This is a genomic window from Actinoplanes sp. NPDC048988 (assembly GCF_043197815.1).
Taxonomy (GTDB): domain Bacteria; phylum Actinomycetota; class Actinomycetes; order Mycobacteriales; family Micromonosporaceae; genus Actinoplanes.
In genome coordinates, this window is sequence record NZ_JBICTW010000010.1 from 146,167 (window position 1) to 169,853 (window position 23,687).

General features: G+C 70.7%; 21 protein-coding genes and 1 pseudogene. 10 read left to right on the top strand and 12 right to left on the bottom strand.

Annotation, left to right across the window (positions count from 1 at the left end; all coding sequences use genetic code 11):
* Positions 1-70: 70 nt before the first annotated feature.
* Positions 71-658, bottom strand: a complete 588-nt coding sequence (locus tag ACGFJ7_RS28345; protein ID WP_392644698.1) for a phosphoesterase PA-phosphatase — start codon at positions 656-658, stop codon at positions 71-73.
* The gene (locus tag ACGFJ7_RS28350) at positions 651-968 is read right to left on the bottom strand and encodes a hypothetical protein (RefSeq protein WP_360255233.1); all 318 of its coding nucleotides are present in this window, start codon (positions 966-968) and stop codon (positions 651-653) included. The genes ACGFJ7_RS28345 and ACGFJ7_RS28350 overlap by 8 nt, the downstream gene beginning before the upstream one ends.
* 132 nt (positions 969-1,100) lie before the next feature.
* Here ACGFJ7_RS28350 and bla point away from each other — a divergent pair, with 132 nt between their 5' ends.
* Positions 1,101-2,012 (top strand): class A beta-lactamase, encoded by a 912-nt coding sequence (gene bla, locus ACGFJ7_RS28355; RefSeq protein WP_392644700.1) that lies wholly within the window; start codon positions 1,101-1,103, stop codon positions 2,010-2,012.
* Between the two features lie 17 nt (positions 2,013-2,029).
* Here bla and ACGFJ7_RS28360 read toward each other — a convergent pair whose 3' ends face one another.
* Positions 2,030-2,437, bottom strand: coding sequence for a YhjD/YihY/BrkB family envelope integrity protein (locus ACGFJ7_RS28360; protein ID WP_392644702.1), 408 nt, complete (start codon positions 2,435-2,437; stop codon positions 2,030-2,032).
* A 639-nt stretch (positions 2,438-3,076) separates the two neighbouring features.
* Here ACGFJ7_RS28360 and ACGFJ7_RS28365 point away from each other — a divergent pair.
* A complete protein-coding gene (locus ACGFJ7_RS28365) occupies positions 3,077-4,411 on the top strand; it encodes an aromatic acid exporter family protein (protein ID WP_392644704.1) in 1,335 nt (444 codons plus the stop codon).
* Between the two features lie 25 nt (positions 4,412-4,436).
* Positions 4,437-5,240: an SAM-dependent methyltransferase gene (locus tag ACGFJ7_RS28370; RefSeq protein ID WP_360255223.1), complete on the top strand. Its 804-nt coding sequence runs from the start codon at positions 4,437-4,439 to the stop codon at positions 5,238-5,240.
* A 100-nt stretch (positions 5,241-5,340) separates the two neighbouring features.
* Here the strand turns inward: ACGFJ7_RS28370 and ACGFJ7_RS28375 are convergent, their stop codons facing one another.
* Positions 5,341-6,201, bottom strand: a complete 861-nt coding sequence (locus ACGFJ7_RS28375) for a tetratricopeptide repeat protein (protein WP_360255221.1) — start codon at positions 6,199-6,201, stop codon at positions 5,341-5,343.
* Positions 6,202-6,315: 114 nt separating this feature from the next.
* Here ACGFJ7_RS28375 and ACGFJ7_RS28380 point away from each other — a divergent pair, with 114 nt between their 5' ends.
* The 3 genes and pseudogenes from ACGFJ7_RS28380 to ACGFJ7_RS28390 all read left to right on the top strand — a co-directional run bounded on the left by ACGFJ7_RS28380 (position 6,316) and on the right by ACGFJ7_RS28390 (position 10,215).
* Positions 6,316-7,602, top strand: coding sequence for a serine hydrolase domain-containing protein (locus ACGFJ7_RS28380; protein WP_392644706.1), 1,287 nt, complete (start codon positions 6,316-6,318; stop codon positions 7,600-7,602).
* Positions 7,603-7,856: 254 nt separating this feature from the next.
* Positions 7,857-8,505 (top strand): annotated as a pseudogene (locus ACGFJ7_RS28385) (transposase); the annotation flags it as partial.
* Positions 8,506-8,613: 108 nt separating this feature from the next.
* Positions 8,614-10,215, top strand: coding sequence for a DHA2 family efflux MFS transporter permease subunit (locus ACGFJ7_RS28390; RefSeq protein WP_392644708.1), 1,602 nt, complete (start codon positions 8,614-8,616; stop codon positions 10,213-10,215).
* Positions 10,216-10,252: 37 nt separating this feature from the next.
* Here ACGFJ7_RS28390 and ACGFJ7_RS28395 read toward each other — a convergent pair whose 3' ends face one another.
* Complete coding sequence (locus tag ACGFJ7_RS28395) at positions 10,253-11,449, bottom strand: pectate lyase (protein WP_360255214.1); 1,197 nt, start codon at positions 11,447-11,449, stop codon at positions 10,253-10,255.
* A 132-nt stretch (positions 11,450-11,581) separates the two neighbouring features.
* Here ACGFJ7_RS28395 and ACGFJ7_RS28400 point away from each other — a divergent pair, with 132 nt between their 5' ends.
* Positions 11,582-12,220 carry a tetratricopeptide repeat protein gene (locus ACGFJ7_RS28400; protein ID WP_360255211.1) on the top strand — a complete coding sequence of 213 codons (639 nt, stop codon included), beginning with the start codon at positions 11,582-11,584 and terminating at the stop codon, positions 12,218-12,220.
* Positions 12,221-12,275: 55 nt separating this feature from the next.
* Here the strand turns inward: ACGFJ7_RS28400 and ACGFJ7_RS28405 are convergent, their stop codons facing one another.
* The 7 genes from ACGFJ7_RS28405 to ACGFJ7_RS28435 all read right to left on the bottom strand — a co-directional run bounded on the left by ACGFJ7_RS28405 (position 12,276) and on the right by ACGFJ7_RS28435 (position 19,753).
* The gene (locus tag ACGFJ7_RS28405; protein ID WP_360255209.1) at positions 12,276-13,508 is read right to left on the bottom strand and encodes a ricin-type beta-trefoil lectin domain protein; all 1,233 of its coding nucleotides are present in this window, start codon (positions 13,506-13,508) and stop codon (positions 12,276-12,278) included.
* Positions 13,509-13,571: 63 nt separating this feature from the next.
* On the bottom strand, positions 13,572-14,012 hold the full coding sequence (locus ACGFJ7_RS28410) for an SMI1/KNR4 family protein (protein ID WP_360255207.1): 441 nt from the start codon (positions 14,010-14,012) through the stop codon (positions 13,572-13,574).
* Positions 14,013-14,082: 70 nt separating this feature from the next.
* Positions 14,083-15,297, bottom strand: coding sequence for a hypothetical protein (locus ACGFJ7_RS28415; RefSeq protein ID WP_392644711.1), 1,215 nt, complete (start codon positions 15,295-15,297; stop codon positions 14,083-14,085).
* 90 nt (positions 15,298-15,387) lie between these two features.
* Complete coding sequence (locus ACGFJ7_RS28420) at positions 15,388-15,852, bottom strand: anthrone oxygenase family protein (protein ID WP_360255203.1); 465 nt, start codon at positions 15,850-15,852, stop codon at positions 15,388-15,390.
* A gap of 66 nt (positions 15,853-15,918) precedes the next feature.
* A complete protein-coding gene (locus tag ACGFJ7_RS28425; protein WP_360255200.1) occupies positions 15,919-16,335 on the bottom strand; it encodes a hypothetical protein in 417 nt (138 codons plus the stop codon).
* Between the two features lie 11 nt (positions 16,336-16,346).
* Positions 16,347-18,527, bottom strand: a complete 2,181-nt coding sequence (locus ACGFJ7_RS28430) for a GDSL-type esterase/lipase family protein (protein ID WP_392644712.1) — start codon at positions 18,525-18,527, stop codon at positions 16,347-16,349.
* Between the two features lie 128 nt (positions 18,528-18,655).
* Positions 18,656-19,753: a hypothetical protein gene (locus tag ACGFJ7_RS28435; RefSeq protein ID WP_392644714.1), complete on the bottom strand. Its 1,098-nt coding sequence runs from the start codon at positions 19,751-19,753 to the stop codon at positions 18,656-18,658.
* 248 nt (positions 19,754-20,001) lie between these two features.
* Here ACGFJ7_RS28435 and ACGFJ7_RS28440 point away from each other — a divergent pair, with 248 nt between their 5' ends.
* The 3 genes from ACGFJ7_RS28440 to ACGFJ7_RS28450 are packed head-to-tail and all read left to right on the top strand — an operon-like array spanning position 20,002 to position 23,681.
* Positions 20,002-21,681 carry an ABC transporter substrate-binding protein gene (locus ACGFJ7_RS28440; protein WP_392644715.1) on the top strand — a complete coding sequence of 560 codons (1,680 nt, stop codon included), beginning with the start codon at positions 20,002-20,004 and terminating at the stop codon, positions 21,679-21,681.
* Positions 21,682-21,735: 54 nt separating this feature from the next.
* Positions 21,736-22,740: an ABC transporter permease gene (locus ACGFJ7_RS28445; protein ID WP_360255192.1), complete on the top strand. Its 1,005-nt coding sequence runs from the start codon at positions 21,736-21,738 to the stop codon at positions 22,738-22,740.
* Positions 22,740-23,681: an ABC transporter permease gene (locus ACGFJ7_RS28450; RefSeq protein ID WP_392644854.1), complete on the top strand. Its 942-nt coding sequence runs from the start codon at positions 22,740-22,742 to the stop codon at positions 23,679-23,681. Before ACGFJ7_RS28445 ends, ACGFJ7_RS28450 begins: the two co-directional genes overlap by 1 nt.
* Positions 23,682-23,687 lie beyond the last annotated feature (6 nt).

The window sequence follows — 23,687 nt, forward strand, 5'->3', positions numbered from 1 at the left end:
CGGCCCCACCCGCCGGCCACCGCCCTCGGCCCGCCCAGTCGGCCGACCCATGCCACACCCCGGCGCGGCCTCACAGCAGCAGCGGGAACATGATGCCGGTGGCGGTGGCGCCGACCGCGGCGCCGGCGAGGACCTGGGCCGGTGTGTGTTCTTTCAGCCGGACCCGGGCCCAGCCGACCGCGGCGACGAGGAGCCAGCCCGGTGACACCGCGGGGCCGTGGACGACGGTCAGGGCGGCCACGGTGCCGGCCGCGACCAGGGCGTGCAGCGAGATGCCCCACCGCGCGAAGACGGTGACCGGCACGGCGATCAGCAGGGCGGCCACCATCGAGGCGATCAGGGCCAGCAGCTCCCTCGGCGCCCCGGCCAGGGCGAGCGCGGCGGTTCCGAGCGCCGTCGAGAGCAGGATGATCAGCAGGGGCACCCGTCGTTGGGAGTGCACCACGACGTGTTTGTCGCTGAGCCTTCCCTTTCGTACGCCGTGGAGGATGTACAGCACCGGCAGCACGCTCGCCGCCGCGGTCGCGACCAGGCCGTAGACCACCGCCTGCAGCGCGGTGTCCGACGAGTGCCACGCCACCAGCAGGAGCAGCGCGGCGACCAGGATGCCCGGCGTGAACACCTCGGTGATCAACCGCGCCGGCCGGGAGCTAGTCATCGAGGGCCGGGTCGAACCAGGCGCGTGCGGAGGGGAGCGCCAGCAGGACGGCGATGCCGCCACCGATCAGGGCCCGGAGGACACTGCCGGCCGAGACCGAATGCTGGTAGAACCACTCGGCCGGCGCGGCCAGCACCTGAACGCCGGCGATCACCATGACGAAGCGGGCGATTCCGCGGGCCCGCCGCAGGAGCTTGTAGGCGAACGAGGCCCCGACCGCCGTGCAGACGATCAGCGAGCCGATCACCCACTCGGCGCCGCTGACCTTGTCGTTGCCGCCGTCGTGGACCATGACCACGAAGAACGACAAGCATCCGATCCCGATGAGCACGCAGGCCGCGACAACGGCGTACGGCGGGCCTAAGCGCCCTGGGAACATCGCACTCATCGGCCTGAGACTATCTGAGACGGGCGTTGACTGAGCCGACCATGCTCTTCGGGTATGACCCGTGCGCTTCTTCCTCTCCTGCTCCTCGGCGCGCTGCTGAGCGGTTGCGACGGCCCGAAGGAGCCGCCGGCGACACCGTCCAGCTCGGCCTCACCCGCCGCTGCGGCGCCGCCGGTCGTGGACACCCGCGCGTTCGGTGAGCTCGAGCGCCGGTTCGGGGCGCGGCTCGGGGTGTACGCCGTCGACACGGGCACCGGGCGCACGGTCGCCCACCGCGCCGACGAGCGTTTCGCGTACGCGTCGACCTTCAAGGCCCTGCTGGCCGGCGTGCTGCTGCGGGATCTGTCCGGCGCCGAGCTGCGGCGTACCGTCACGTACACCGAAGCGGACCTTCTGGAATGGGCGCCCGTCACCTCCCGGCACGTGGCCACCGGCCTGCCGGTCGAGGCCCTGATCGCCGCCGCGGTCCAGCACAGCGACAACACGGCCGCCAATCTGCTGTTCCGGCTGGTCGGCGGCCCACCGGGGTTGCAGCGCGAACTGCGGAGGATCAACGACGGCACGACGTACGTCACCCGGACCGAACCCGCGCTCAACGAGGCCGTTCCGGGCGACCGGCGGGACACGAGCACGCCCCGGGCGCTCGGCGCCGATCTGCGGCGGTTCGTGCTCGGTGACGACCTGCCCGCGCCCCGCCGGCAGAAGCTGATCGACCTGCTGGTGGGCAACACGACCGGCGACACCCTCATCCGGGCCGGCGTGCCGGCCGGCTGGAAGGTGGGTGACAAGACCGGCAGCGGCGGCCACGGCACCCGCAACGACATCGCCGTCGTCTGGCCGCCCACTGGCGGCCCGCTGGTCATCGCCATTCAGTCGGACCGCCGTACGCCCGGCGCGTCCTCGGACGACACCCTGATCGCCGAGGCGGCCCGGGCGGTAGTAGCCCAGCTGCCGGCCACCGGATGACCCTGCGGACGCCGCCCTCACCGCTCAACCGGTGTCGCGTCCGGGCCGGGCACGGGGCGGCCGCCGTGTTCGGCGAGGTCGGCGGGGCGGCCGGTGGTGCCGGTCGCCGTGAGCGCGGCGGCGAACAGGAACATCTGGTTGATGGCGTTGAGGAAGACCAGCAGACCGACCGCTCCGGCGACCAGCTGATAGACGGGGTTGGCCTCGGTCAGCCGTACGTACACACCGCCGATCGTCTTGAGCAACTCCATGGCCACCGCCACCAGCAGCGCCGGCCCGATCAGCCGGCGCCACGGCATGCGCACCCGCGGCAACCCGGTCAGGGCACCGCAGGCCAGGACCAGGTTCACCGCGACGCCCAGCAGGAACCCCAGGGCGGTGAGCCACCGATGCGGCAAGCCGGCGGGCGGTGGCCCGCGCGTCACGCAGCGCCTCCACATCCATCGTCGGCAGGTCCTTCGCGACGTAGTGCTGGATCGAACGGAGCACCCCCGGGTCGTCCAGCACCGGCCCGAAGACAGCGAACGCCACCAGTTGAAGCGCGAAGGTCGCGAAGAACGCGTAGTACGTCACCGCGGCGGACAGCCGGCCGCCGTCGGCCTGGTCGTACCGGACGCCGGCCCGGATGAGTGGTCGATCCAGCCGAACCGTCGGCCGGCGGCACGAGGCACGCGAGAGGACGCCGAGCCATCCGGCCCGACTACCCCGGCCGGCCCGGCTCAGTCGTACCGCCGCCCGGCTGGTTTGCCGGCCGGAGCCGGGGTGGCCGGTCGCGGCCGGTGACGGTCCCCGTGCCGGGCCGGCGCGGTGAGCTGCCGGACGAGCCGCGGCGGCGAGTGCTCGCGGCCGACGCGGTCGAGCAGGCCGTGCCGCTGGCGCAGATCGACGACATCGACGCCGAGGCGGGTGTTGCGCGACGCCAGGGGCTCGGCGGGACTGCACGTGATCTGACGTCAGGCGGCGGCGCGGGCTCCGTCACAATTCCCGTATTCGGCACATTTGCCATCGCGTCTGCGGATACTTTTTGCGACCGGATCAACCGCTCGTCAAGAGGAAGCCGCAGCGTGAACCCGATCACGATCGTCGCCGGGAGCCTCACGCTCTGCGCGCTGGTCGTGCTGATCCTGCGCCGCAAGGTCAAACCGGTGGTCGAGGCCGCCGGCCGGGACCTGCTGGCGCGGGTGGAACCGCAGCTGCCGCCGGGTCTGTGCCGGGTGGCGCGCCGGTGGTACGAGCGGGTCGACCCGGCCACGGCCCGTTCCATCCTGGTGGCCGCGATCGCCGCGGGGGTCGCCTGGTCGGCGGCCACCACCCTGCAGATCGTCGGCGCGGTCACCGCCTCCATCTCGGCGATCCTCTCGGTGCACCTCAGCTCGCACGCCTCGCTCCGGGACGGCACGAAACGCCTGGTCGGCACCCTGGCCGGGATCGGCGTGGCGGTGGGGGTGTGGGGTGTGTTCGGCCCGAGCCCGGTGTCCATCGCCGTGATCGCCGGGTGCGGGCTCATCGTGGGCCGGGTGCTGCGCCTGGGCGACGGCTCGGTCACCGTGCCCGCGACCTCGCTGGGCGTGCTGGTCGCCGGCAGCGCCGTCACCGAGACCTTCGTGTGGGAACGGGTCGGCGCGACCGGCCTGGGCATCGTGGTCGGCATCATCCTGTCGCCGCTCGTCGGCGGGATGACCCCGCTGGAACGGGCGCATTGCAAGCTGGCCCGTCTGTCGACCGAGATCGCGAGCCTGCTCGGCGACCTCGGGGCCGGCGCCGCCCGCGGGTACGGCCGGGACCAGGCCGCGCAGTGGCTGGCGCGGTCCCGCGAGCTCGGCGAGACGCTGGGTGAGGCGGTCGACGCGGTCGAGGACCTGGACCGGCAGGCCCGCTGGTCGCTGACCACACCGTTGACCGAGGTGGCGCCGGTGCACCACACGTTCCGGGTCCTCGAGCACGGGGTGCACCAGGTGAACTCGGTGGCCCGGACGCTGTTCGACGCGGCCGCGACACCACACTGCCCCGGCGTGCCGGACGACATCGGCCCGCTGCTCACGGCCGCCTCGGAGGCGTTCGCCGCGCACGCCACGCTGGAGACCGACCCGGACGCCGACACCACGCAGGACGCCGGCAACCTGGAAGACCTGCTCGACGGCTTGCGCGAGGCCCGCCGGCAGACCTTGCACAAGGTGCGTACGGGCATCGAGGACACCGGGGTGCTGGTGCTCACCGGCTCGATCATCACCGACATCGACCGGATGGCCGGATCGCTGGAGCGTTCGGCCCCGGCCCTCGCCGTCGGCGAACGGGAGAAGGGCCCGGGCATCCCGGCGGTGTCCGAGGTCGTACCCGTCGTCCGCAGCTTCTGGGAGAAGGCGGTGACCCCGAAGAGCGGCGGCGGGGCGGACGGCTGACAGATCGACGTGCGATGATCGGTCAATGGCCGAGCACGACGACCTGCACACCGACCGTCCTCACCCGGCGCGGGTCTACGACTACCTGCTCGGCGGCAAGGACAACTTCGCGGCCGATCGCGAGGCGGCACACCGGGGCCTGAAGGCCAACCCGGACAGCCGGATCCCGCCACGCGAGAACCGGCTGTTCCTGCGCCGGGCGGTGCGGTTCCTGGCCGAGCGGGGCATAGACCAGTTCCTCGACATCGGTACGGGCATTCCCAGCGCTCCGAACGTGCACCATGTCGCCCAGGCGGTCGAGCCCCGGTCCCGGATCGTCTACGTCGACAACGACCCGATCGTGCTGGCCCACGCCCGGGCCCTGCTGACCGGCGATCCCCGCGGGCGGACCGAGTACGTCGACGCCGACCTGCGCGACGTCGACGCCATCCTCCGCGCGGCGACCCGCACCGGCGCCCTCGACCTCGACCGCCCGGTCGGCCTGCTGCTCATCGCCATCCTGCACTTCATCGGCGACGAGGACGAGCCGGGAAAGATCGTGGAACGGCTGCTGGCCGCGCTGCCGCCCGGCAGCTACCTGGCGCTGTCCCACCTGACCGGCGACTTCCGCCCGGAGGCGTGGGCCCAGGTCGCCGAGATCTACCGCCGGCAGGGCGTCACCATGCGGGTCCGCTCCAAGCCGGAGATCGAACGGTTCTTCACCGGCCTGGAGATGGTCGACCCGGGCCTGCGGGTCGTCCCGGCGTGGCGGCCCGACCTCGGCGAGCCCACGGAGCCCGCGCCGTCCGACGACCAGGTGTCCGTCTACGGCGCGGTCGCGCGTAAGTAGACCCGCTCAGTGGGGCCGGGCCGGGCGTACCAGGCCCGCGTCGTAGGCGGCGATGACCAGCTGGGCGCAGTCGCGGGCTCGACCATGCTGAACCGCGTGCTCAGTTCCCGAGCAGGTCGTGCAGCGCCGCCGCGGCCAGGGTGTCTCCGCCCTCCGCGGCCAGGCGGAAATGTCGCTCGGCTCCGGCCAGATCGCCGTGGCTCTGGAGCAGGTTCGCCAGGTTGTGATGGGCGTGGGTGTCGCCGAGCTCGGCGCCGGCCCGGTAGGCGGCTTCCGCGGCGCCGGCGTCGCCGAGGACATCGGCGTAGAGGTTCCCCAGCGGAACCATGCTGTCCGTCTCGCCCAGCTCCATGCCGCGCAGCAGCACCAGCCGGCCCTCTTCGATCCGGCCCGTGGTCACCAGCAGGTCGCCGAGGTCCGCGCGGGTGGAGGGGTAGAGCTCCGCTCCGGCGCGCAGGGCCGGCTCGAGCGAAGGGTCGAGGCTTTCGTCCCAGCGCCAGCAGGCCAGCACCGCCGCGGCCAGTTCGTTGCCCGCGGCAGCGGCGCGTTCCATCGCCCCCATGGCCGCGTGGCGCTCGCCCTGCTCCCGCAGACAGAAGGCCAGCCCCAGGGCGCCGCCGCTGTCGCCGGCCCGTTCGGCCCGCTCGTAGGCGCGCATCTCGCCGGCCAGGTCGCCCAGTTCGTGCAACACCAGACCGAGGTTCAGCCACGCGCCGGTCTCGCCACGCTCGAGGGCGACCTCGTAGGCGTCCACCGCTTCCGGGAAGCGCCTCTGGCCGGCCAGGGTGTTGCCGAGGTTGAAGGCGCCGGCGGCGTCACCCAGCTCCGAGGCCCGCCGAAAGCAGCACTCCGCGCCGTCAGCCTCGCCGCTGTCCGCGAGATCGCACCCGATGTCGATCAGCTCGTCGACGTCGGAGGTCGCGTGCGCCCGGCGCAGCAACTGAGCTGAGGTCGTCTCCACGATCGTGATCGTGCCTCACGGGCCGGGCCGTGCGCGAACGGAAATGCCGGCTTCGGCGACATGGTGGGCGGCGGGGTACAGCAAACGAAGCGCGCGGATGGCATGATCTCGGCCATGTCGCTGAGTCGCCGCCATGTCCTGGGTGCCGGAGCCGCCGCGCTGACCGCCGCCGTCGCCGGCTGTGGCCGGGACAAGAACGACTGGGTCAAAGGACAGGACAGCGGCGGTACGGGTGGTGGAGTCGCCGCCGCGGCCGCCCCGGCGTATGTGGCGCCGCTCAAGGCCGTACTCACCAAGTATCTGAAAGCGACCCCGGCCAACCCGAAGCACCCGACCTATGCCGGGGCCGCGCTGGTCGTGATGGTGAACAACTCGACGACCGTGAACCTCGCCGTCGGGCACGCGCTGCGCTACGGCGCCGGGCCGGTCGAGCTGGCCGCGGCCAAGCGGGTGGCCATGCGAACCGACTCGATCTTCGATCTCGCCTCGCTGACCAAGGTGTACGTGGCGATCGCCCTGCTTCAGCAGGTCGACAAGGGCAAGGTCGATCTGAACGCCCCGGTCGCCCGCTATCTGCCCGGGTTCACCGGCACGAACAAGGCCAAGGTGACCGTACGGATGTTGCTCGCGCACACGAGCGGGCTACCGGTCGGCGTCACCGGTGTGAAGGGCCTGTCGGCCGCCGCCCAGCGGGCCCGGGTGCTGGCCACGCCGCTGGTCAGCGGGGCCGTGCCCGGCCGGACGTTCCGCTACTCGAGCGCCGGCCTGATGGTCGCCGGCCAGATCGTCGAGAAAGTCACCGGCACCACCCTCGACGTGGCCGTCCGCAACGGCATCACCACCCCGATGGGCCTGCGGTACATGGGCTTCAACCCGCGCAAGTGGCTCTCCGCGGCCGACCAGGCGGCGCGGCTGGTGGCGACCGACGCCCGGACGTCCCGCGGTCTGCTGCGCGGGGTCGTGCACGACGACATCGCGGCCCAGATGGGCGGGGTGATCGGCAGCGCCGGGCTGTTCGGCACGGCCCGCGACGTCGCCCTGACCGGTCAGATGCTGCTGGCCGGGGGCGTCTACGGCGGCAAGCGCCTGCTGTCGGCGGCCATCGTCAAGCAGATGCTCACCAACCAGAACGCCGGCCTGCCCGCCGTCGACCCGGAGCGGCCCGGCCGCCCGTCCGACCACGGTCTCGGCGTGACCCTGCGCCAGCCCTGGTTCATGGGCAACCTGTCGTCGCCCACGACGTTCGGCCACACCGGATTCACCGGCACCTCGCTGCTGGTCGACCCGCGGCGCAAGCTGGTGGTGTCGCTGATGACCAACCGGGCCCACCCGAACTGGAGCTGGGCCAACCCGGACCCGATGCGGGCCGAGGTCGCTTCCACGCTGGCCCGGTACTTGTAGACCCTCAGCGCCCGTTACCTTTTTGATCGTCCCCAGCCGGGGCTGCTCGGTCGCTCGGTCCGGTATGACTTACTGCTTCTGTCGCACGCATGATCCGGGGGGTGTTGTCGCCGGACTGGGTGGCGTCGGCGAGACCGCTGATAGGGACCCGGCCACCCGCATTCTGGGTCGGTCTCTTCGTAACGTGGCTGCCGGCAGTCCGACGCTCAGATACGGCGGCCGAGCCCATGATGGACATCGTGGAAGACGAAGACGTGAGCGACGAGTACGGCGTATTCCTCGGCTTGGACGTCGGCAAGAGCGATCACCATGCGGTCGCGCTGGACCCAACAGGTAAACGGCTGCGTGATTCGCCGCTGGGCATCAGATCGCTTACCTGCCGGTCTGGTCATGCGCCGGCTCGCCGATCCGCACCCGGGCACGGCGAAAACCGACGCCCGTGACGCCTATGTGATCGCGGACGCCGCTCGCACGTTGCCGCACACGCTGCGTCGGGTCGATGCCGGTGATGACACTCTGGCCGAGTTGGAGATGCTGGTCTTACCGAGATCGTCAAGCCGCGGGCACCGTGCATGGGTGCCCGCCTTGTCGAGCAGATCTTTACCGCCTTGGACGCCCAGACGGTGGTCGTTCCCGGCACAACCGCGACAGAGACCATCCTGCCGAAGCTGGCCGACAGCCTGCGGGAGCTGCTGAAACAGCGTGAAGAGCTCGCCGGGCGGATCGAGGGGATGCTCGATGCCCGCCGTTCGAACACCAGCATCTGCGGGGAACACCCGCCCAAGGGCGGCAACAAGCAGCTCAAACGCGCGTTGTTCCGGTCTGCGTTCGCGGCCCTGTCCGACCCGCTCAGCCGGGCCCTACGACCGCAAACGCGCTGAGGGCAAGAGACACAAACCGGCGGAAAAGCTCGCCCTCGCCGCTTGACAGAACCCATAGGGACACCCCTCCGCACGGGTTCATAAGATCTTCAGGTAGCTAGATGGTCGAGATACTTGTATAAAAAGATTCATGACGACAGAGATATCTGGCCGACGGCGGTGGCTGGGCCTGATCGTGGTCAGCCTCGGTGTCGCGATGATCATCGTGGACGCGACGATCGTGAACGTCGCGGTGCCGTCGATCATCGACGACATCGGCGCCACCTCGAGCGACGCGCAGTGGATCCAGGAGTCGTACACCCTGGTCCTGGCCTCGCTCCTGCTGGTCGCCGGCCGTACGGCCGACCGGGCCGGCCGGCGCCGGCTGTTCATGGCCGGCATCGGCGTCTTCGTCCTCGGCAGTGTCGGATGCGCCCTGGCCCCCACGCCACCCGTGCTGATCGCCTGCCGGCTGGTGCAGGGCATCGGCGGAGCGATGATCCTGCCCACGTCCCTGTCGCTGCTCAACGCCAACTTCACCGGGCGGGAGCGCGGTATCGCGTTCGCCGTGTGGGGCTCCACCATCGGCGGCACGGCAGCGCTCGGGCCACTGCTCGGTGGCTGGCTCACCACCGAGTTCAGTTGGCGGTGGGCGTTCGGGATCAACGTCCCGCTCGGGCTGCTGTTGCTGATCGGCGCGCCGCTGCTGCTGCCCGAGTCGCGCGAGCCGCGCCGCCGTGGCGGCAACGACTGGGCCGGCACCGTCCTGTCCGTGGTGAGCCTGGCCGCGCTCGTCTTCGCGCTCATCGAGGGCCGCGAGTACGGCTGGTTCGAGCGCACCGGTCCGGTGGACGTGGCCGGCCTGAGCTGGACGGCGCGATTGTCGCCGGTGCCGTTCGCCTTCGCGCTGGCCGTGGCCGGCCTGCTGGCTTTCGTGCTGGTGGAGCGGCGCCGCAACGCGGCCGGCCGGCCCGTCCTGCTCGACTTGAGGCTGTTCGCCATCTCCTCGTTCCGCAACGGCAACGTGGTGGCCGGTGTGGTCAGCCTGGGCGAGTTCGGCCTGCTCTTCGCGCTGCCGCTGTGGCTGCAGAACGTGCGGGGCTACAGCGCGTTCGAGACCGGGCTGGTCCTGCTGCCGCTGGCGGCCGGAAGTTTTGTGGCCAGCGGCTTGGCCGTCCCGCTCACGGCCGCCCGGGGCGCCGTCTTCTCCGTACGGCTCGGGATTCTGCTGGAGCTCGCCGGGGTCGTCGGCGTCGGGCTGGTCGCCGCGCCCGGCGCCGCCTGGTGGCAGGTCGCGCCGATGCTGTTCGTCTACGGCGTCGGCGTCGGCCTGGCCACCGCCCAGATCACCGGGGTGGTGCTGGCCGACGTGCCGGTGGAGATGAGCGGCCAGGCCTCCGGCACTCAGAGCACGACCCGGCAGCTCGGCTCGGCCCTGGGTATCGCGGTGCTGGGCACCGTCCTGTTCAGCGTCCTCGCCGGGCAGCTGAGCACCGCGCTTCAGGACCGCGGCCTGCCGGAGCGGCAGCGCTCGGCGATCGTGTCGGCGGTCAAGGACAGCGGGGGCGCGGCGATACCCGGCCTGGCCGCCGCCCCGCCGACGGCACCCCTGGCCGCCGACGCCGAGCGGGCGTTGTCGACGGCCACCCGATGGACGGCGTTCACGGCGGCCGGGTTCCTGCTGATCGGCCTCATCGCCTCGGTCCGGCTGACCCGTCCCTCTCGCCGAGACCGCTCCGAACGCGGGTCTTGACCCGTCGCGGCCGGAGCGGCCCCGGCTGGGGGCATCGCTACCCGTACGTGATGTCGCTGCGGTTGACCTTGCAGTTGGCGTCGTTCCAGCCCTCGCCGAGGTACTTGGGCTCGCTGCCCTTGGCCACGCCCTGGTACTTGCCGCAGACCGTGGCGCTGGAGCTGTTGCGCAGGGTGACGCGGGTGATGGTGGCCGTGTCGCCCCAGTTGCTGTTGATGCCGGCGACCATGTCGATGTCGTTCAGCAGCACGTTGTCGATTTTGACATGGCGCTGGTACGAGCTGGAGCAGTTGCCGCAGGCGCGGTAGAGCTTGCCGGAGCCGCTCAGGTAGAAGCCGGAGATGCTGACCGTGCCGTTGCCGTTGTGCTGGAACGTCTTGTCGCTGCCGGACCGGGCGCCGCCGCCGATGACGTAGCTGGTGCCGCCGCCGGTGCCCTTGAAGGTGGCAGCGTCCTCGCCGATGTCGTTCCACCACACGTTGCGGATCGTGCAGGTGCCCTCGCAGTGCACGCCGTCGCCGGCCGGGGAGCCGATGATGACGTTCTGCAGGGTGCCGCCGTTCGCGATCTTGAACATCGGGTCCTGGGATTCGTTCTGCGAGCCGTCACCGATGCAGCAGTACGTCTTCATGCCCCCGTCGAAGGTGCCCGAGACGTTGATCGTGCCCGAGACGCTGGCCGAGCCGGCCGAGGACGGCCAGGAGCCGGTCGGCGTGCCGGGGTTCGTGGGCGGGGTGGTCGGTGGTGTGGTGGGTGGCGTCGTCGGCGTCGTGCCGCCGCCACCGCCGTACGTCTCGAACTCGGCGATCCGCGGCGCGCCGGACGCGCTGGTGATGTCGAGGGTCAGCTTCTTCAGCGACGTCGAGGCGAACGAGATGGTGCTCGGGCTGCCGCTGCCGCTGGCCAGGACGGCGCCGCTGTCGGCGTTGAGCACCCGCCAGGCGCCGATCGAGCCGCCGCCGGAGGCCTGCCGGACGACGGCCGAGGACACCGTGGTGGCGCTGCCCCACTTGACCGAGACGTATCCGGTCGAGCCGTTGGGCGACCAGTAGGTGCCGGTGTTCCCGTCCTTGACGTTGCCGTAGCTGGTGCCACTGGCCTTGCTGGACCCGTCGGCGCCGGCCCCGAGGCTCAGGTTGTCGGCGGCCAGGGCCGGGCCGGCCGGCAGGGTCAGCATGATGGTGGCGGCCGCGACGGCGGTGGCCCCCACGCTGAGGGCGATCGATCGTTTCATCCTCGTCTCGCTTTCGTCGGTTCGGGTGCGTCGCGCTACCGCCCACGAAGGAAAGCGCTTACCTCGGGACGATAGATATGCGTCGATGCCGAAACAAGGAGTTGCAGGATTTGCAGTGAAAGACTGTTCGCCATGATCACGGAAGATCGGCTCGAACAGGCCAGGGAAGCGTACGAGCGGGCCGTGTACGGCGGTGACCCCGGCCCGCTGACGGACGCCGAGCGGGCGCTGGACGCGCTCGAGGCGGACACGGCCCTGGCGCGGGGGAAGATCCGGCACGCGCGGTTCCAGAGCGGTGACGGGCCGGCCGCCGAGGATCCGGCCGAGCTGCCGTTGTTCGAGCGGGCGCTCGAGCTGTACCGGGCTCTGAACGACGCGCGCGGTGAGGCCGAGGCGCTGTTCTGGATCGGCTGTGTCCACCAGTTCATCCGGCGCGACAACGAGACCGCGACGCCGTACCTGGAGCTCGCCGCGGAGGCCGGGGACAAGCACACCCGATCCGAGGCTCTGCGGCACCTGGGCATCGCGGCCCACGCCGCCGGCCGGCTGGACGAGGCTCGCCAGTACCTGGAGGAGTCGTCCCGGCTGCGCCGCGAGACCGGGTCACTGGCCGGTGTGGCCTCCAACATGGTCGGCCTGGCCTACATCGCGGCCGCGCAGGATCGCCGCCCGGACGCGCTCGCCATACTCGACGAGGCCCAGGCCATCGCCCGCGATCACGGTGCGCACGCCATCACGCGGCACCTCGAGCAGGCCCGAAGCCGGATCTGACCCGGGCGGTGGCGATCGGCGGGCCGGAGCGCGCCGATCGCCACCGGTCCTGCGGTCAGGCGCGGGACCACTTCTGGTTGGGGGTGCCGGCGCAGTCCCAGAGCTGGAGCTGGGCGCCGTTGGCGGTGTTGCGGTCCTTGACGTCGACGCACCGGTTGGCCGAGACGTTCACCAGGTCACCCGCGGCCGACAGGGTGAACCGCTGCACCGGGTTGCCGTTGCAGGTGACCAGCTGGATCGGGGTGCCGTTGGCGAGGGCGCCGCCGGCCGGGTCCATGCACTTGCCCATGGCCCGCATCGTGCCGTCGCCGTTCGCCGTCCACTGCTGAGCCGCCGAGCCGTTGCAGTCCCACGTCTGCAGGCGCGCCCCGTCGGCCGGGTTGGCGTTCGGGATGTCGATGCAGCGGCCGCTCAGGCTGGACTTGAGGGCGGTGCCGTTACCGGTCGGCGGCGGGGTGGTGGTCGAGGTGCTGACGTGGACGTAATCGACCAGCATCCGGCTCTCGTTGGGCAGGCCGGCCGGGTTGCCCTGACCGAAGTTCCCGCCGACCGCGAGGTTGAGGATGATGAAGAACGGGTGGTCGAACACCCAGTTCACGTTGCCCTTGGCCGCGCGCAGCGAGTCGGGCGTGGCCCGGAAGTACTCCTGGCCGTCGACCGTCCACACGATCAGATTGGGCGACCAGTCCACGGCGTACGTGTGGAAGGCCTGGTACCAGGGTGAGCCGGCGACCAGGGTGCCGCCGAACGAGCCGCCGCCGGAGTAGCCGGGTCCGTGCAGGGTGCCGAACAGCCGGTTGGGGTCCCGGCCGACGACCTCCATGATGTCGATCTCGCCGTCGGTGGGCCAGTTGCCGCCGCCGAGCATCCAGAAGGCGGGCCAGAGGCCGGAGCCGTTGGGGACCTGGATGCGGGCCTCGACGTGCCCGTACTGCTGGCTGAACTTGCCGGAGGTCTGAATGCGGCCGGAGGTGAACTGGCAGGTGCCGTTCCAGCAGTTGTTGCCGCCGCTGCCCTTGCGGGCGGTGATGACCAGGTGACCCTGGCCGTCCATGGCGACGTTGCTCGTGCCGCTGGTGTAGTACTGCAGCTCCTGGTTGCCCCAGCCGCTGCCGCCCACGTCGAAGTTCCACTTCGACGTGTCGACGCCGGTGCCGGCCGCGCCGTTGAAGTCCTCGTTCCAGACCACGGCCGCCTCGGCCGTGTCGCTCCTGGAGCCGACGGCCAGGCCGCCGCTCAGGGCCACCACCACGGCCGCGGCCGCGATGAAAAACCGTGACTTACGCATAGGGGATTCCTCGGGGGAGAGGGGGTTAATGTGTAACAGTCTTAAAAATTGCCCCCGGGGCAGTCAAGCGGACGGCGAGGTTCCGGAACTTACGGGCACGATCGTTGTCAGTCTGCGCTGCGTCCATCCGACCCAGAAGTCACCCAGGTCGTTCGCCAGCCAGTGCGGGGCCGCGCTCACCGGGTCCCACAGGAAAACACCGGGGTTCCCGTCCCGGGGTACGCAGATACGGGCCCCCGTGCCGTCGTCGCCGATCGCGACGAGCTCGCGCCGGGCCGGCGGCGCGTCACGCCACTCGCGTTCGTTGCGGGAGGTCAGGTCGGCCAGCGGCCAGAGGAAGAACCGCTGCCCGTCCTGCTCCAGGAAGCCGTCGGTGACCTCGTACAGCCTCCGGAGGTCGTGGGTGAGGCTCTCGCACGCGGCCAGCTGTTCGGCGGGAACACCCGGCTGGGCGAGATAACCGTCGGTCGCGCGCACCAGGTCGCGCCAGTCAACGAGGACCATTTGCGGATGATTCCACTGTATTCACCCGACTTTCCGTCACCGCCCCGCAGCTCAAGGTCACGGATCAGTCTCAGCCGGCACTGCCCAGGTACTCGGCCCACCCGCCGCGCGGAGCACGGCCCACGGGCAGCGCGCGCAGGCGCTTCAGGACGGCCTCGTTCTGCGCCTCGAGCCAGGCCACGAGCTGGCGGAACGACACGAAGCGGACGTGCGGGTGCTGGGCCATGGCCCGGGCCGCCTCGGTGATCGCGTCCATGTAGATGCCGCGGTTCCAGTTCTCGAAGTGGTTGCCGATGATCAGGGGCGCCCGGTTGCCGGTGTAGGCCCGCCGGAAACCGGCCAGGTAGGCGTCTCGGGCCTGCGCCTTCCAGGCCTGGTGCCGCGCCGGGTCGCCGTGTGGGGTCCGCGACTGGTTGAACATGATGTTGTAGTCCATCGAGATGACCTCGAAGCTGTGCCCCGGGAACGGGATGCTCTGCATGGGCACCTGCCAGAGGCCGTTCTTCCACTGCTTGGGCCAGACCTGGGTGCCGGTGCCGGAGCTGTCGTACTTCCACTGTTGGGCGCGGGACGCCTTCAGCAGGTTCTTCTGCCCCTCCAGGCAGGGGGTCCGGCCGCCGATCAGCTCCTTGCCGTAATCGAACGGCAGCGGGGGCAGGTCGGTGAAGCCGGTGTTGGTGCGCCAGTTCCGTACGAAGGAAAGGGCTTGATCGATCTCGCTGTCCCAGTCGGACGGCGACCAGCGCTCGACGCCGCCGGGCCCGCAGAAGTGACCGTTGAAGTGGGTGCCGATCTCGTTGCCGGCCAGCCAGGCCGGGCCGAGCTGGCCGATCGTGCCGTGCACCGACTTCTCGGAGAACCAGCCGATGGCGGAGGCGCCGGCCGGGTGCCGCGGCGGCCGGTAGAGCATGCGCTTCGACTTCGGCAGCGTGTAGAGGCCGGTCAGGAAGAACGTCATATTGCCGTGCAGTTCCCGCGCGAGCTCCCGGAACCGGGTGAACAGATCGGCCCGCCCGGAGCCGTCCCAGGAGAACACCACGAACTGCGGCGGCTCCTCGCCGGGCCGCAGCGGCCGGGCGACCGGCTGGTGCGGTTGCGGCCCGGTGTCGCTGGTGCTGCCGTCACCGATCAGCCGGACCTTCGGCGGCGGCGGCGGTGCCGAGGAGGCGGCGGCGGACGAGGGTGCGGGGGAGGCCGGCGGGGACGTGGCGTGATGCCGGGCCGGTCCGCAGCCGGCCAGGGTCCCCGCGGCCGCCGCGAGCAGCATTGCCCTTCTGCTGACCATCTGTGTTTCTCCCCGTGCGAGTGATCTTCGGTTCGCACTCACGCTACGGAGACGGCGACGGTCTCGAATCCCCGGAAAGTGCCACCCCGCTCACTGCCGGCGGAGCAGGCCGATCAGCAGGACAGCACAGCCGGCCAGGCAGAGGACGGTCCGGGCGTGGTTGGCCGGGTCCCAGCCGGCCAGGTACCGCGACCAGGTGATCGTGTCCGCGTCCAGGCGGTTGTTGAGCGGCACGTTGACCACGACGGTGACGCCGAGGGCCCCGGCCACGGTCAGGACCGCGCCCGTCAGCAGCCAGCCGGAGCCGGGCTGCGACCAGGTCGCCAGCGCCCGGACGGCCACCGCGACACACAGCGCCGACACCCCGAAGAGGGCGATCATGAGAGGCGGCCGCTCGGCGGTCACGTTGAGCGAGCGCATGGCGGCGGCGCCCGCCGGGTCGGGCAGGCGCCGCAGTCCACTCATGACAAAGGCGGAGAACGCGAAGAACACGCCGGCGAGCAGGCCGCCGCCGACGACGGTGGCCGCGGTGAGGACATCCCAGGTGCGAGTCATGGATCCATGTCACCGCGGCCCGGCGGGATACTCCATGCGGCAGCCGCTTGATCCCATAAGCGAGAGTCAGACGCAGTCGGGGCTGACGATCTCGTCCAGTTTGTTGTTGCCGCCGAGCAGGCTCGAGTAGCCCTTGTGGGGGGCCATCAGGCCCAGGCCCACGTCGGCCGAGTGGTTCGCCGACTTGTGGTCGAGCAGCAGGTACTTGCTGCTCGTGTTGTTGACCACCGAGTCGACGGCGTTACGCAGGTTGATGGGCCGGCCGAGGTCGATCATGCCGCAGCCGGCGAGCCAGTCCGGGGCGTACCACGAGGAGTCCGGGCCGCGGTTGCTGTTGAAGTTGACGTTCAGGTAGACGCAGACGTAGTTGGCCTGGCACCCGTGCAGGGGGCCGACCGCGGCCCGGGCCGGGGCGGGCGTGACGGCCAGGCCGGGGAACAGCAGGGCCAGGACCGCGGCCGTACGGAGTCGAAGCTTGGTCATGTCGGGTTTCCTCACTCGTCGGTGGTGTGTGGCTGGGCGGCATAGGACTGGAACGCGTTCAGGAAGGCCGTGGCGTAGCCGACCTGTCCACGGCGGTTGGGGTGGAACGACTCGACGACGTTGGTGTCGAGCACCCATTGGTGCAGCCATTCCTGGTTGGCCGGGTCGGCCGTGTTGCCGTTGCAGACGCCGTGCCCGCGGAACTCGTCCTCGACCTGCTGAGCGGCCGAGATGACACCGGCTTCGCGGGCGGCCCGTTCGATCATGTTGTTCATCCGGATCGTCAGGTCGCGGACCATGTCGCGCTCGGCGTTGCTGAAGTAGAGCTGGCCGCAACCACTGGCGCCGGGCTCGAGAATGATCGGATATCCGCCGGCCACCACGTCGCTGGCCGGCGAGGCCGCCTTGATCGCCTTGTAGAGGTCGACCAGGTTGTCCTCGATGTTGTCGATGTTGCTCTCGGCCCGGCCCCGCTGGTCGGTGCAGTCGCCGGCCGCGCACTCGAGCAGGATCTGGAACCATTCGACGTCGTTCCCGCCGGCCACCACGGTGACCAGGCGCGGTGAGGCGTTCGGCAGCCCGGCCAGCACCGGCACCTGGTCGGCCTTGACCTGGTGGATCAGCCGGCCGGCGCAGGCCAGCAGCCAGCGGCGGGCGATGAACGAGCCGAGGATCTGCCGTCCCCAGGCGTAGGCCGACCGCTTGCAGCCGGTGTTGTCCGGGTCGGCGTCGTAGGCGTCGGCGCCCAGGCCGGAGGCGTACGAGTCACCCATCGCCACCACCTCGCGGGTGCCGATGCCGGTGGTGCGGAACCCGACCGTCGAGGTGCCACCGGCCGACAGGTAGCCGTTGTAGGGCACGACGGTGTACTTGTACCAGGTGCCCGAGGTGAGCAGCCCGGCGGTGAAGGTGGGGCCGGCGATGTTCCACGGCAGCTTGTTCTGCACCCAGGTGCGCAGGTAGGTCTCGTGGATGGCGTAGCTGTCGGCGCCCGAGGCGGGCGTCCAGCTGATCTTCGCCGAGTTCTCCGCGATGTTCGAGACCTCGACCCGCGGGACCACGCCGGGCGGGCTGCCGCCGACCGTGCCGGTGGCCACGCTCGACGGGGTGTTCGCCCGCAGGTTGCCCTTGACCGCCCGGACCTGGTACTCGGCCCGCATCCCGGCCGGCAGCGGCCGTGACGTCCAGGAGTCGGCCCCGATGGGCAGCGGGAGCTGGGTGAAGGTCGTCTCGCCGGCGCTCACGTTGCGCTGGTAGAGCAGGTAGCCGCCGGCCCCGAACACGTGCGACCACGAGATCCGGAGCCCCTCGGTGATCGGTGTGACGGTCACCGCGGCCGGGAAGGCCAGATTGATCGGCGCGTCCACGGTCGCCGGCGGGTACGAGGCGGCGGCCCCGAAGGACCAGGCGGCGGCCAGGGTGTCGGCGTAGACGTCGGCGATCACGTACTCGCCGCGCACGCCGGGGTGCAGGTCGTCGTAGGAGTCGACCCGCCAGTCGTACCGGGCGGCGATGTCGGCCACGGCCAGGCTCAGGTTGGCGTAGTTCGCGCCGAGGGCGCCCAGGCTCGAGCGCACCTTCGCGTTGTAGGCGTCGATGGCCACGGGCAGGTCGGCCCGTCCCTCGATCGGGGACCGCTGCGGCACCGTACCCACCGCGACCTTGATCTGATGTCCGCGCCGGGCGGCGGCCCGGTCGACGCCGGCCAGGAAGGCGCCCAGGTCGGTCCAGAGGCCGTTGGCGTCGCTGACGAACCAGCCGAGATCGTTGAAGCCGAGCTCGAGGAGCAGATAGTCCGGGTTCGCGGCGAACGTCTCGGCCTCGATGACCGCCTTCGCCTTGTTCATCTGCCAGCCCCACTGGGCCAGGTTGGCCGAGTCGAAACTGATGCCGGGCCGGTACGCGCCGGTGTGCACCGCCGGAAGGGTCTGGCCCTCGGCCGGCAGCGCGGCCGGGATCACGTGGGTCCCGGCCCACGGGCCGACGAAGTCCACCGACTGCCCGACGGCGGCCAGATGCTGGGCCAGCCGGTAGCGCCAGGTGAAGTCGCCCTCCAGGCCCTGGCTGATCGAGTCGCCGACGACCAGCACCCGGCCGTGGGCCGCCGCCTCGGCCGGTGTCGCGGCCAGGAGGGGAATCAGGCACAGCAGGGCCGCGAACCATGCGCCCACCGTGCGTCGCGAAATCGCCATGCTCATGCTCCTCGAAGTTCGGGGCCGGTGGGAGCATCGGACGGCATCGATGGCCGCGGCAAGGCGGAACTGTCCGCCGGCCGGCGCCCGGGGACAGATAGGGCCGGCGGCCGACAGATGGAGGCGGCTCAGACGCCGGTGTCGACGAGCACGGCGTCGTCGACGGTGACGACGAGGGCGCCCACCCCGCCGAGCTGGAAGGTGACCTCGCCGATGTCCGTGACGGTCCGGCCGGCCGTGAAGGTGTAACTGTGCCGGCAGGGCACCCGGCTCAGGGGGAGGCTTTCCATCAGCGCCGGCTGGAACGCCGGCGGCCTCTTGTCCTGCACGCGCAGCAGGACGTCGACGGAGCGGTCGGCCGTGACGGTGAAATCGAGCCGGTAGCGATGTCCGGCGATGAGCGTGATGCCGCTGCGGATCACCATCTGCTCGTACGGCAGGGTGGATCCGGCGGGTACGGCGGCCACGAATCCGGCCGGCCGGGTGGTCAGCCCCATGTTGACGGCGTTGGACCACCAGTCGGGGCGGATCGACGGGACGGACGGCGTGCCGGGTGGGCCCATCACGAGCGCCCCGTCGGGCCGGGGTACGCCGGACGGCAGACAGCCCCATCCGGTGGCCGGCGTCGGCGCCGCGCCCGGTGTGGGTTCGGCCGATCCGGCGGCGAGCCGGGAGCCGGCCACGCCCGAGCCCACACCGGCGGCGAAGATCGCCAGTACGACGGCCCAGGGCAGCCACCGGCGCCGCCTCGGAAGCTCGGTTTCCTGTCTGACCAGCTCCGACGACGGGCGCGGGACAGGTAGCAGGTCCGGGGCGCGGCGGTCGGCCTCGCGGGCGGCGTCGATGAGTGTGCCGAGGTGGCCGACGGCGACGGCCAGCCGCCGGGCGTCGTCCGGGCCGAACGGCACGCCGGCGATGTGGTGCGAGGCCCGGGCGACCGCGACGACGGCGACCGGGTCGCTCAGGTACCGCCGGTCGCCGGCGAGCACACCGGCGACGACGTCCTTGTCGACGGCCAGGCCGGGCGCCATCCGGTGGGCCCTGATCACCTCGGCCAGGTGGCGCAGCGAGGCCGCGTGCCGCCGCCGGCGCGGCGCCGGCGTGCCGTCGGGCGGGACGTACACCCCGTCCCGGCGGGCCTGCGCCGCGGCCGCGTTCACCGTCGAGGCGATCAGTTCCGCCGCTTCGTCGACCCGCTGCCACCACGGCGCCGATGGTGTCGCCACGTCCCCTCCCCGCATCGACCCCGAACAATCTAACGCAACCGGGTGTCCTAACTCGACAGCTGTCGGCCGGGGACGGATGCGCCCGGGTGAGGGACAGCCGGTCATTGCCCGCTGAGTGGCCGGGCCCCGCCGAAGGACACGATCCGGTACCAACCCGGGATATTGATCTTCGTAAGTGGTTAGGGTCTCGCCAACGGTGACCAGCCCGTCACCGCGTTTGCCCGTACCCACAGGACGAGGTGAATATCATGCGTGCATCGGGGATGCAGGCACGGAGGCTCCGGACGGTCATCGCCGCCGGGGTCGTCGCGGCGCTGGCCATCGGCGGGGCCGGTTGCGCGAAAAGTGACCGCGACAGCGGTGGCGACGAGAACAAGGCGGCGACCGGCGGGACCTTCATCTTCGCGGGGGCCGGTGATCCGAAGAACTTCGACCCGATCTTCAACGACGACGGTGAGTCGTTCCGGCCCATCCGGCAGATGTACGACACTCTCGTCACCCACAAGCCCGGCACCGCCGAGCTGACCGGTGGCCTGGCCGAGAGCTGGTCGAACGACCCCACCGGCAAGGTGTGGACGTTCAAGCTGCGCCAGGGCGTCAAGTTCCACGACGGCTCGGCCCTGGACGCGGCGGCGGTCTGCGCGAACTTCGACCGCTGGTTCAATATGAAGGGCGAGGCCGCCCAGTCCCAGATGATCTACTACGCCGACGTGTTCGGCGGTTTCGCCGGCAGCCCGGACGCCGTCTACGACAACTGCAAGGCGCAGGACGCCTCCACCGCGGTCGTGACGATGAAGAAGTACAAGGGCGCCTTCCCGGGCGCGTTCGCGCTCACCGCGTTCTCGATCGCCAGCCCGACCGCGATGAAGCAGTACGACGCCGACAAGGTGACCCAGAACGGCGACTCGTTCGCGTACAGCGCCTTCGCCACCGAGCACCCGACCGGCACCGGCGCCTTCACCTACGGCGGCTGGAACAAGGCGACCGGCGAGATCACGCTGAACAAGAACCCCGACTACTGGGGTGACAAGGCCAAGGTCGACAAGATGATCATCAAGGTCATCAAGGACGAGAACACCCGCAAGCAGGAGCTGCGCGCCGGCACCGTGCAAGCGATCGACTTCCCGGCCCCGGCCGACCGCAAGGCGCTGGCCGACGAGGGCTACAAGGTCCTCAACCGGCCCGCCTTCAACATCCTCTACCTGGGCATCAACCAGAAGAACCCCAAGCTGAGAGACTTGCGGGTACGCCAGGCGATCGCGTACGCCCTGAACCGCGCCCAGCTCGTGCAGACCAAGGGACCGGGCGGCTCCACGGTGGCCGACGAGTTCCTGCCGAGCACGGTCATGGGCTATGCCCCGGACGTGCAGAAGTACGACTACAACCTGGACAAGGCCAAGCAGCTGCTGTCCGAGGCCGGCGCGACCGGGCTGACCCTGAACTTCTACTACCCGACCGAGGTGTCCCGGCCGTACATGCCGAACCCCCAGGAGATCTTCACCGTCCTGGCCAACGACCTGCAGGCCGCCGGCATCAAGATCAATGGCGTGCCGCGCCCGTGGAACGGCGGCTTCAAGGACGACGTGCAGCAGTTCGGCAAGCAGGACCTGCACATCCTCGGCTGGACCGGCGACTACAACGACCCCGGCAACTTCGTCGGCACGTTCTTCGGCCGGGAGAAGAAGGAGTTCGGCGACGGCGCCATGACCGACATGTTCACCGCCATCGGCAAGGCCGACGCCACCGTCGAGCAGAACGCCAAGAAAGCCGCGTGGGAGCAGGTCAACCGCGACATCGCCAGCAAGTGGCTGCCGGCCGTCCCGATCTGGCACGGCCCGCCCGCCCTGGTCACCACGAAGAACGTCGAAGGCCTGGTGCCGAGCCCGCTCACCGCCGAGCAGTTCAACACCGTCTCGATCACCAAGTAGGCCGCCGGCCCGGGCCGGACACGGCCCGGGCCGTCCGACGCGAATCGGAGAACGATGCTGAAAGTCGTTTCGCGCCGCCTGATCCAGCTGTTCATCACCCTGCTCGCCCTGATGACGCTGATCTTCTTCTGGCTGCGCAGCCTTCCCGGCGGGCCGGTCGACGCCCTGCTGGGTGAACGTGCCACCCCGGAGACCCGGGAGCGCCTGATCCGGGCCCTCGGCTACGACGAGCCGATCTGGGTCCAGTACGGCCACTTCCTCAAGAACGTGGTGACCGGCAACTTCGGCAACTCCATCCGGACCGGCGAACCGGTGATGGACGTGATCGGCCGGTCCTTCCCGGCCACCGTCGAGCTGGCCGTCGCGGCGATGATCATCGCGATCGGCCTGGGTGTGCCGCTCGGCTATCTCGCGGCCCGGCACCGGGGCCGGGCGCTCGACAACGCCACCATCATCCTCACCCTGGTCGGCATCTCGATCCCGATCTTCTTCCTGGGCTACCTGCTCAAGGACTGGCTGACCCAGAGCGTGCACGTCTTCCCGCCGTCGGGCCGGATCAGCACCGGCATGGACAACACCGACGTGACCGGCCTGTTCGTGCTGGACGGGCTGCTGACCCGGGAGTTCGACGCCTCGGCGGACGCGCTCTGGCATCTGGTGCTGCCCGCTTTCACGCTGGCCACGATCCCGCTGGCCATCATCATCCGGATCACGAGAGCGAGCGTGCTGGACGTCCTGGACGCGGACTACATCCGTACGGCCGAAGCCAAGGGTCTGCGAAACCCGACGGTCCGCAAGCGGCACGTGCTGCGCAACGCGCTGCTGCCGGTGGTCACCATCATCGGCCTGCAGACGGGCGCCCTGCTGGCCGGCGCCGTGCTGACCGAGAAGGTCTACAACTGGGGCGGGCTGGGCACGCTCATCACCGACTCGATCAGCGGCAGCCGCGACTATCCCGTGCTGCAAGCCCTGATCCTGCTCGCCGCCGTCGTCTTCATCGTGGTCAACCTGGTGGTCGACCTCTCGTACGCGGTCATCGACCCCCGGGTGCGTGTGTGATGAACAAGCTGGCCGAACACAAGCGCCAGAGGATCGACGAGCTGACCGCGCGCACGGCCGAGGGCGGCGGGGTCAGCCTGTTCCGCGACGCCGGCCGCCGGCTGCTGCGCAACCCGACCGCGATCGTCGGCGCCACGATCATCCTGCTGTTCCTGGTGATCGCGATCTTCGCGCCGCTGGTGGCGCCGCACGACCCGGTGCAGCGGTTCCCCGAGCTGACAAAGGATCTGACCGTCGACACCATCCCCGGCCCGACCGCCGGGCACCCGTTCGGCAGCGACCCGCTCGGCCGCGACTTCATGTCCCGGATGATCTACGGCGCCCGGCAGACGATGTTCGTCGGCGTCCTGGCCACCACGATCGGCCTGCTGCTGGGCGTGCTGCTCGGGGCGGTCGCGGGCGCCGCCGGCGGCTGGATCGACGTGGTGATCATGCGGTTCACCGACGTCATGCTGGCCCTGCCGAGCCTGCTGCTGGCGATCACCCTGGTCGCGCTGGCCAGCCAGTCCACGCAATGGACGGTGATCATGGCGGTGGCCATCGTGAACGTGCCCATCTTCGCCCGGCTGCTGCGCGGGTCGATGCTGGCCCAACGGGAGAGCGATCACGTGCTCGCCGCCCGCGCGCTGGGCGTGAAGAGGCGGCACATCGTCACCCGGCACATGCTGCCGAACTCGCTCACCGCGGTCATCGTGCAGGCCACGCTGACCTTCGCGGTGGCGATCCTGGACGCGGCCGCGCTGTCGTTCCTGGGCCTGGGTGACCCGGACATCAACCGGGCCGAGTGGGGCCTGATGCTGGGCGTCGACGGCGTGCGCTATTTCGAGGTACGCCCGGAGCTGGCCTACTTCCCGGCCCTGGCCATCATCCTCGTGGCCCTCGGCTTCACGCTGCTCGGCGAGGGCATGCGCGAGGCGCTCGACCCGAAGAACCGGCGGTGATCAGGC

Excerpts from the sequence above, each read along its gene's own strand:
- ACGFJ7_RS28345 (WP_392644698.1), bottom strand. The coding sequence starts at position 658 with ATGACTAGCTCCCGGCCGGCGCGGTTGATCACCGAGGTGTTCACGCCG.
- bla (WP_392644700.1), top strand. The coding sequence starts at position 1,101 with ATGACCCGTGCGCTTCTTCCTCTCCTGCTCCTCGGCGCGCTGCTGAGC.
- ACGFJ7_RS28370 (WP_360255223.1), top strand. The coding sequence starts at position 4,437 with ATGGCCGAGCACGACGACCTGCACACCGACCGTCCTCACCCGGCGCGG.
- ACGFJ7_RS28380 (WP_392644706.1), top strand. The coding sequence starts at position 6,316 with ATGTCGCTGAGTCGCCGCCATGTCCTGGGTGCCGGAGCCGCCGCGCTG.
- ACGFJ7_RS28390 (WP_392644708.1), top strand. The coding sequence starts at position 8,614 with ATGACGACAGAGATATCTGGCCGACGGCGGTGGCTGGGCCTGATCGTG.
- ACGFJ7_RS28395 (WP_360255214.1), bottom strand. The coding sequence starts at position 11,449 with ATGAAACGATCGATCGCCCTCAGCGTGGGGGCCACCGCCGTCGCGGCC.
- ACGFJ7_RS28400 (WP_360255211.1), top strand. The coding sequence starts at position 11,582 with ATGATCACGGAAGATCGGCTCGAACAGGCCAGGGAAGCGTACGAGCGG.
- ACGFJ7_RS28405 (WP_360255209.1), bottom strand. The coding sequence starts at position 13,508 with ATGCGTAAGTCACGGTTTTTCATCGCGGCCGCGGCCGTGGTGGTGGCC.
- ACGFJ7_RS28410 (WP_360255207.1), bottom strand. The coding sequence starts at position 14,012 with ATGGTCCTCGTTGACTGGCGCGACCTGGTGCGCGCGACCGACGGTTAT.
- ACGFJ7_RS28415 (WP_392644711.1), bottom strand. The coding sequence starts at position 15,297 with ATGGTCAGCAGAAGGGCAATGCTGCTCGCGGCGGCCGCGGGGACCCTG.
- ACGFJ7_RS28420 (WP_360255203.1), bottom strand. The coding sequence starts at position 15,852 with ATGACTCGCACCTGGGATGTCCTCACCGCGGCCACCGTCGTCGGCGGC.
- ACGFJ7_RS28425 (WP_360255200.1), bottom strand. The coding sequence starts at position 16,335 with ATGACCAAGCTTCGACTCCGTACGGCCGCGGTCCTGGCCCTGCTGTTC.
- ACGFJ7_RS28430 (WP_392644712.1), bottom strand. The coding sequence starts at position 18,527 with ATGGCGATTTCGCGACGCACGGTGGGCGCATGGTTCGCGGCCCTGCTG.
- ACGFJ7_RS28440 (WP_392644715.1), top strand. The coding sequence starts at position 20,002 with ATGCGTGCATCGGGGATGCAGGCACGGAGGCTCCGGACGGTCATCGCC.
- ACGFJ7_RS28445 (WP_360255192.1), top strand. The coding sequence starts at position 21,736 with ATGCTGAAAGTCGTTTCGCGCCGCCTGATCCAGCTGTTCATCACCCTG.
- ACGFJ7_RS28450 (WP_392644854.1), top strand. The coding sequence starts at position 22,740 with ATGAACAAGCTGGCCGAACACAAGCGCCAGAGGATCGACGAGCTGACC.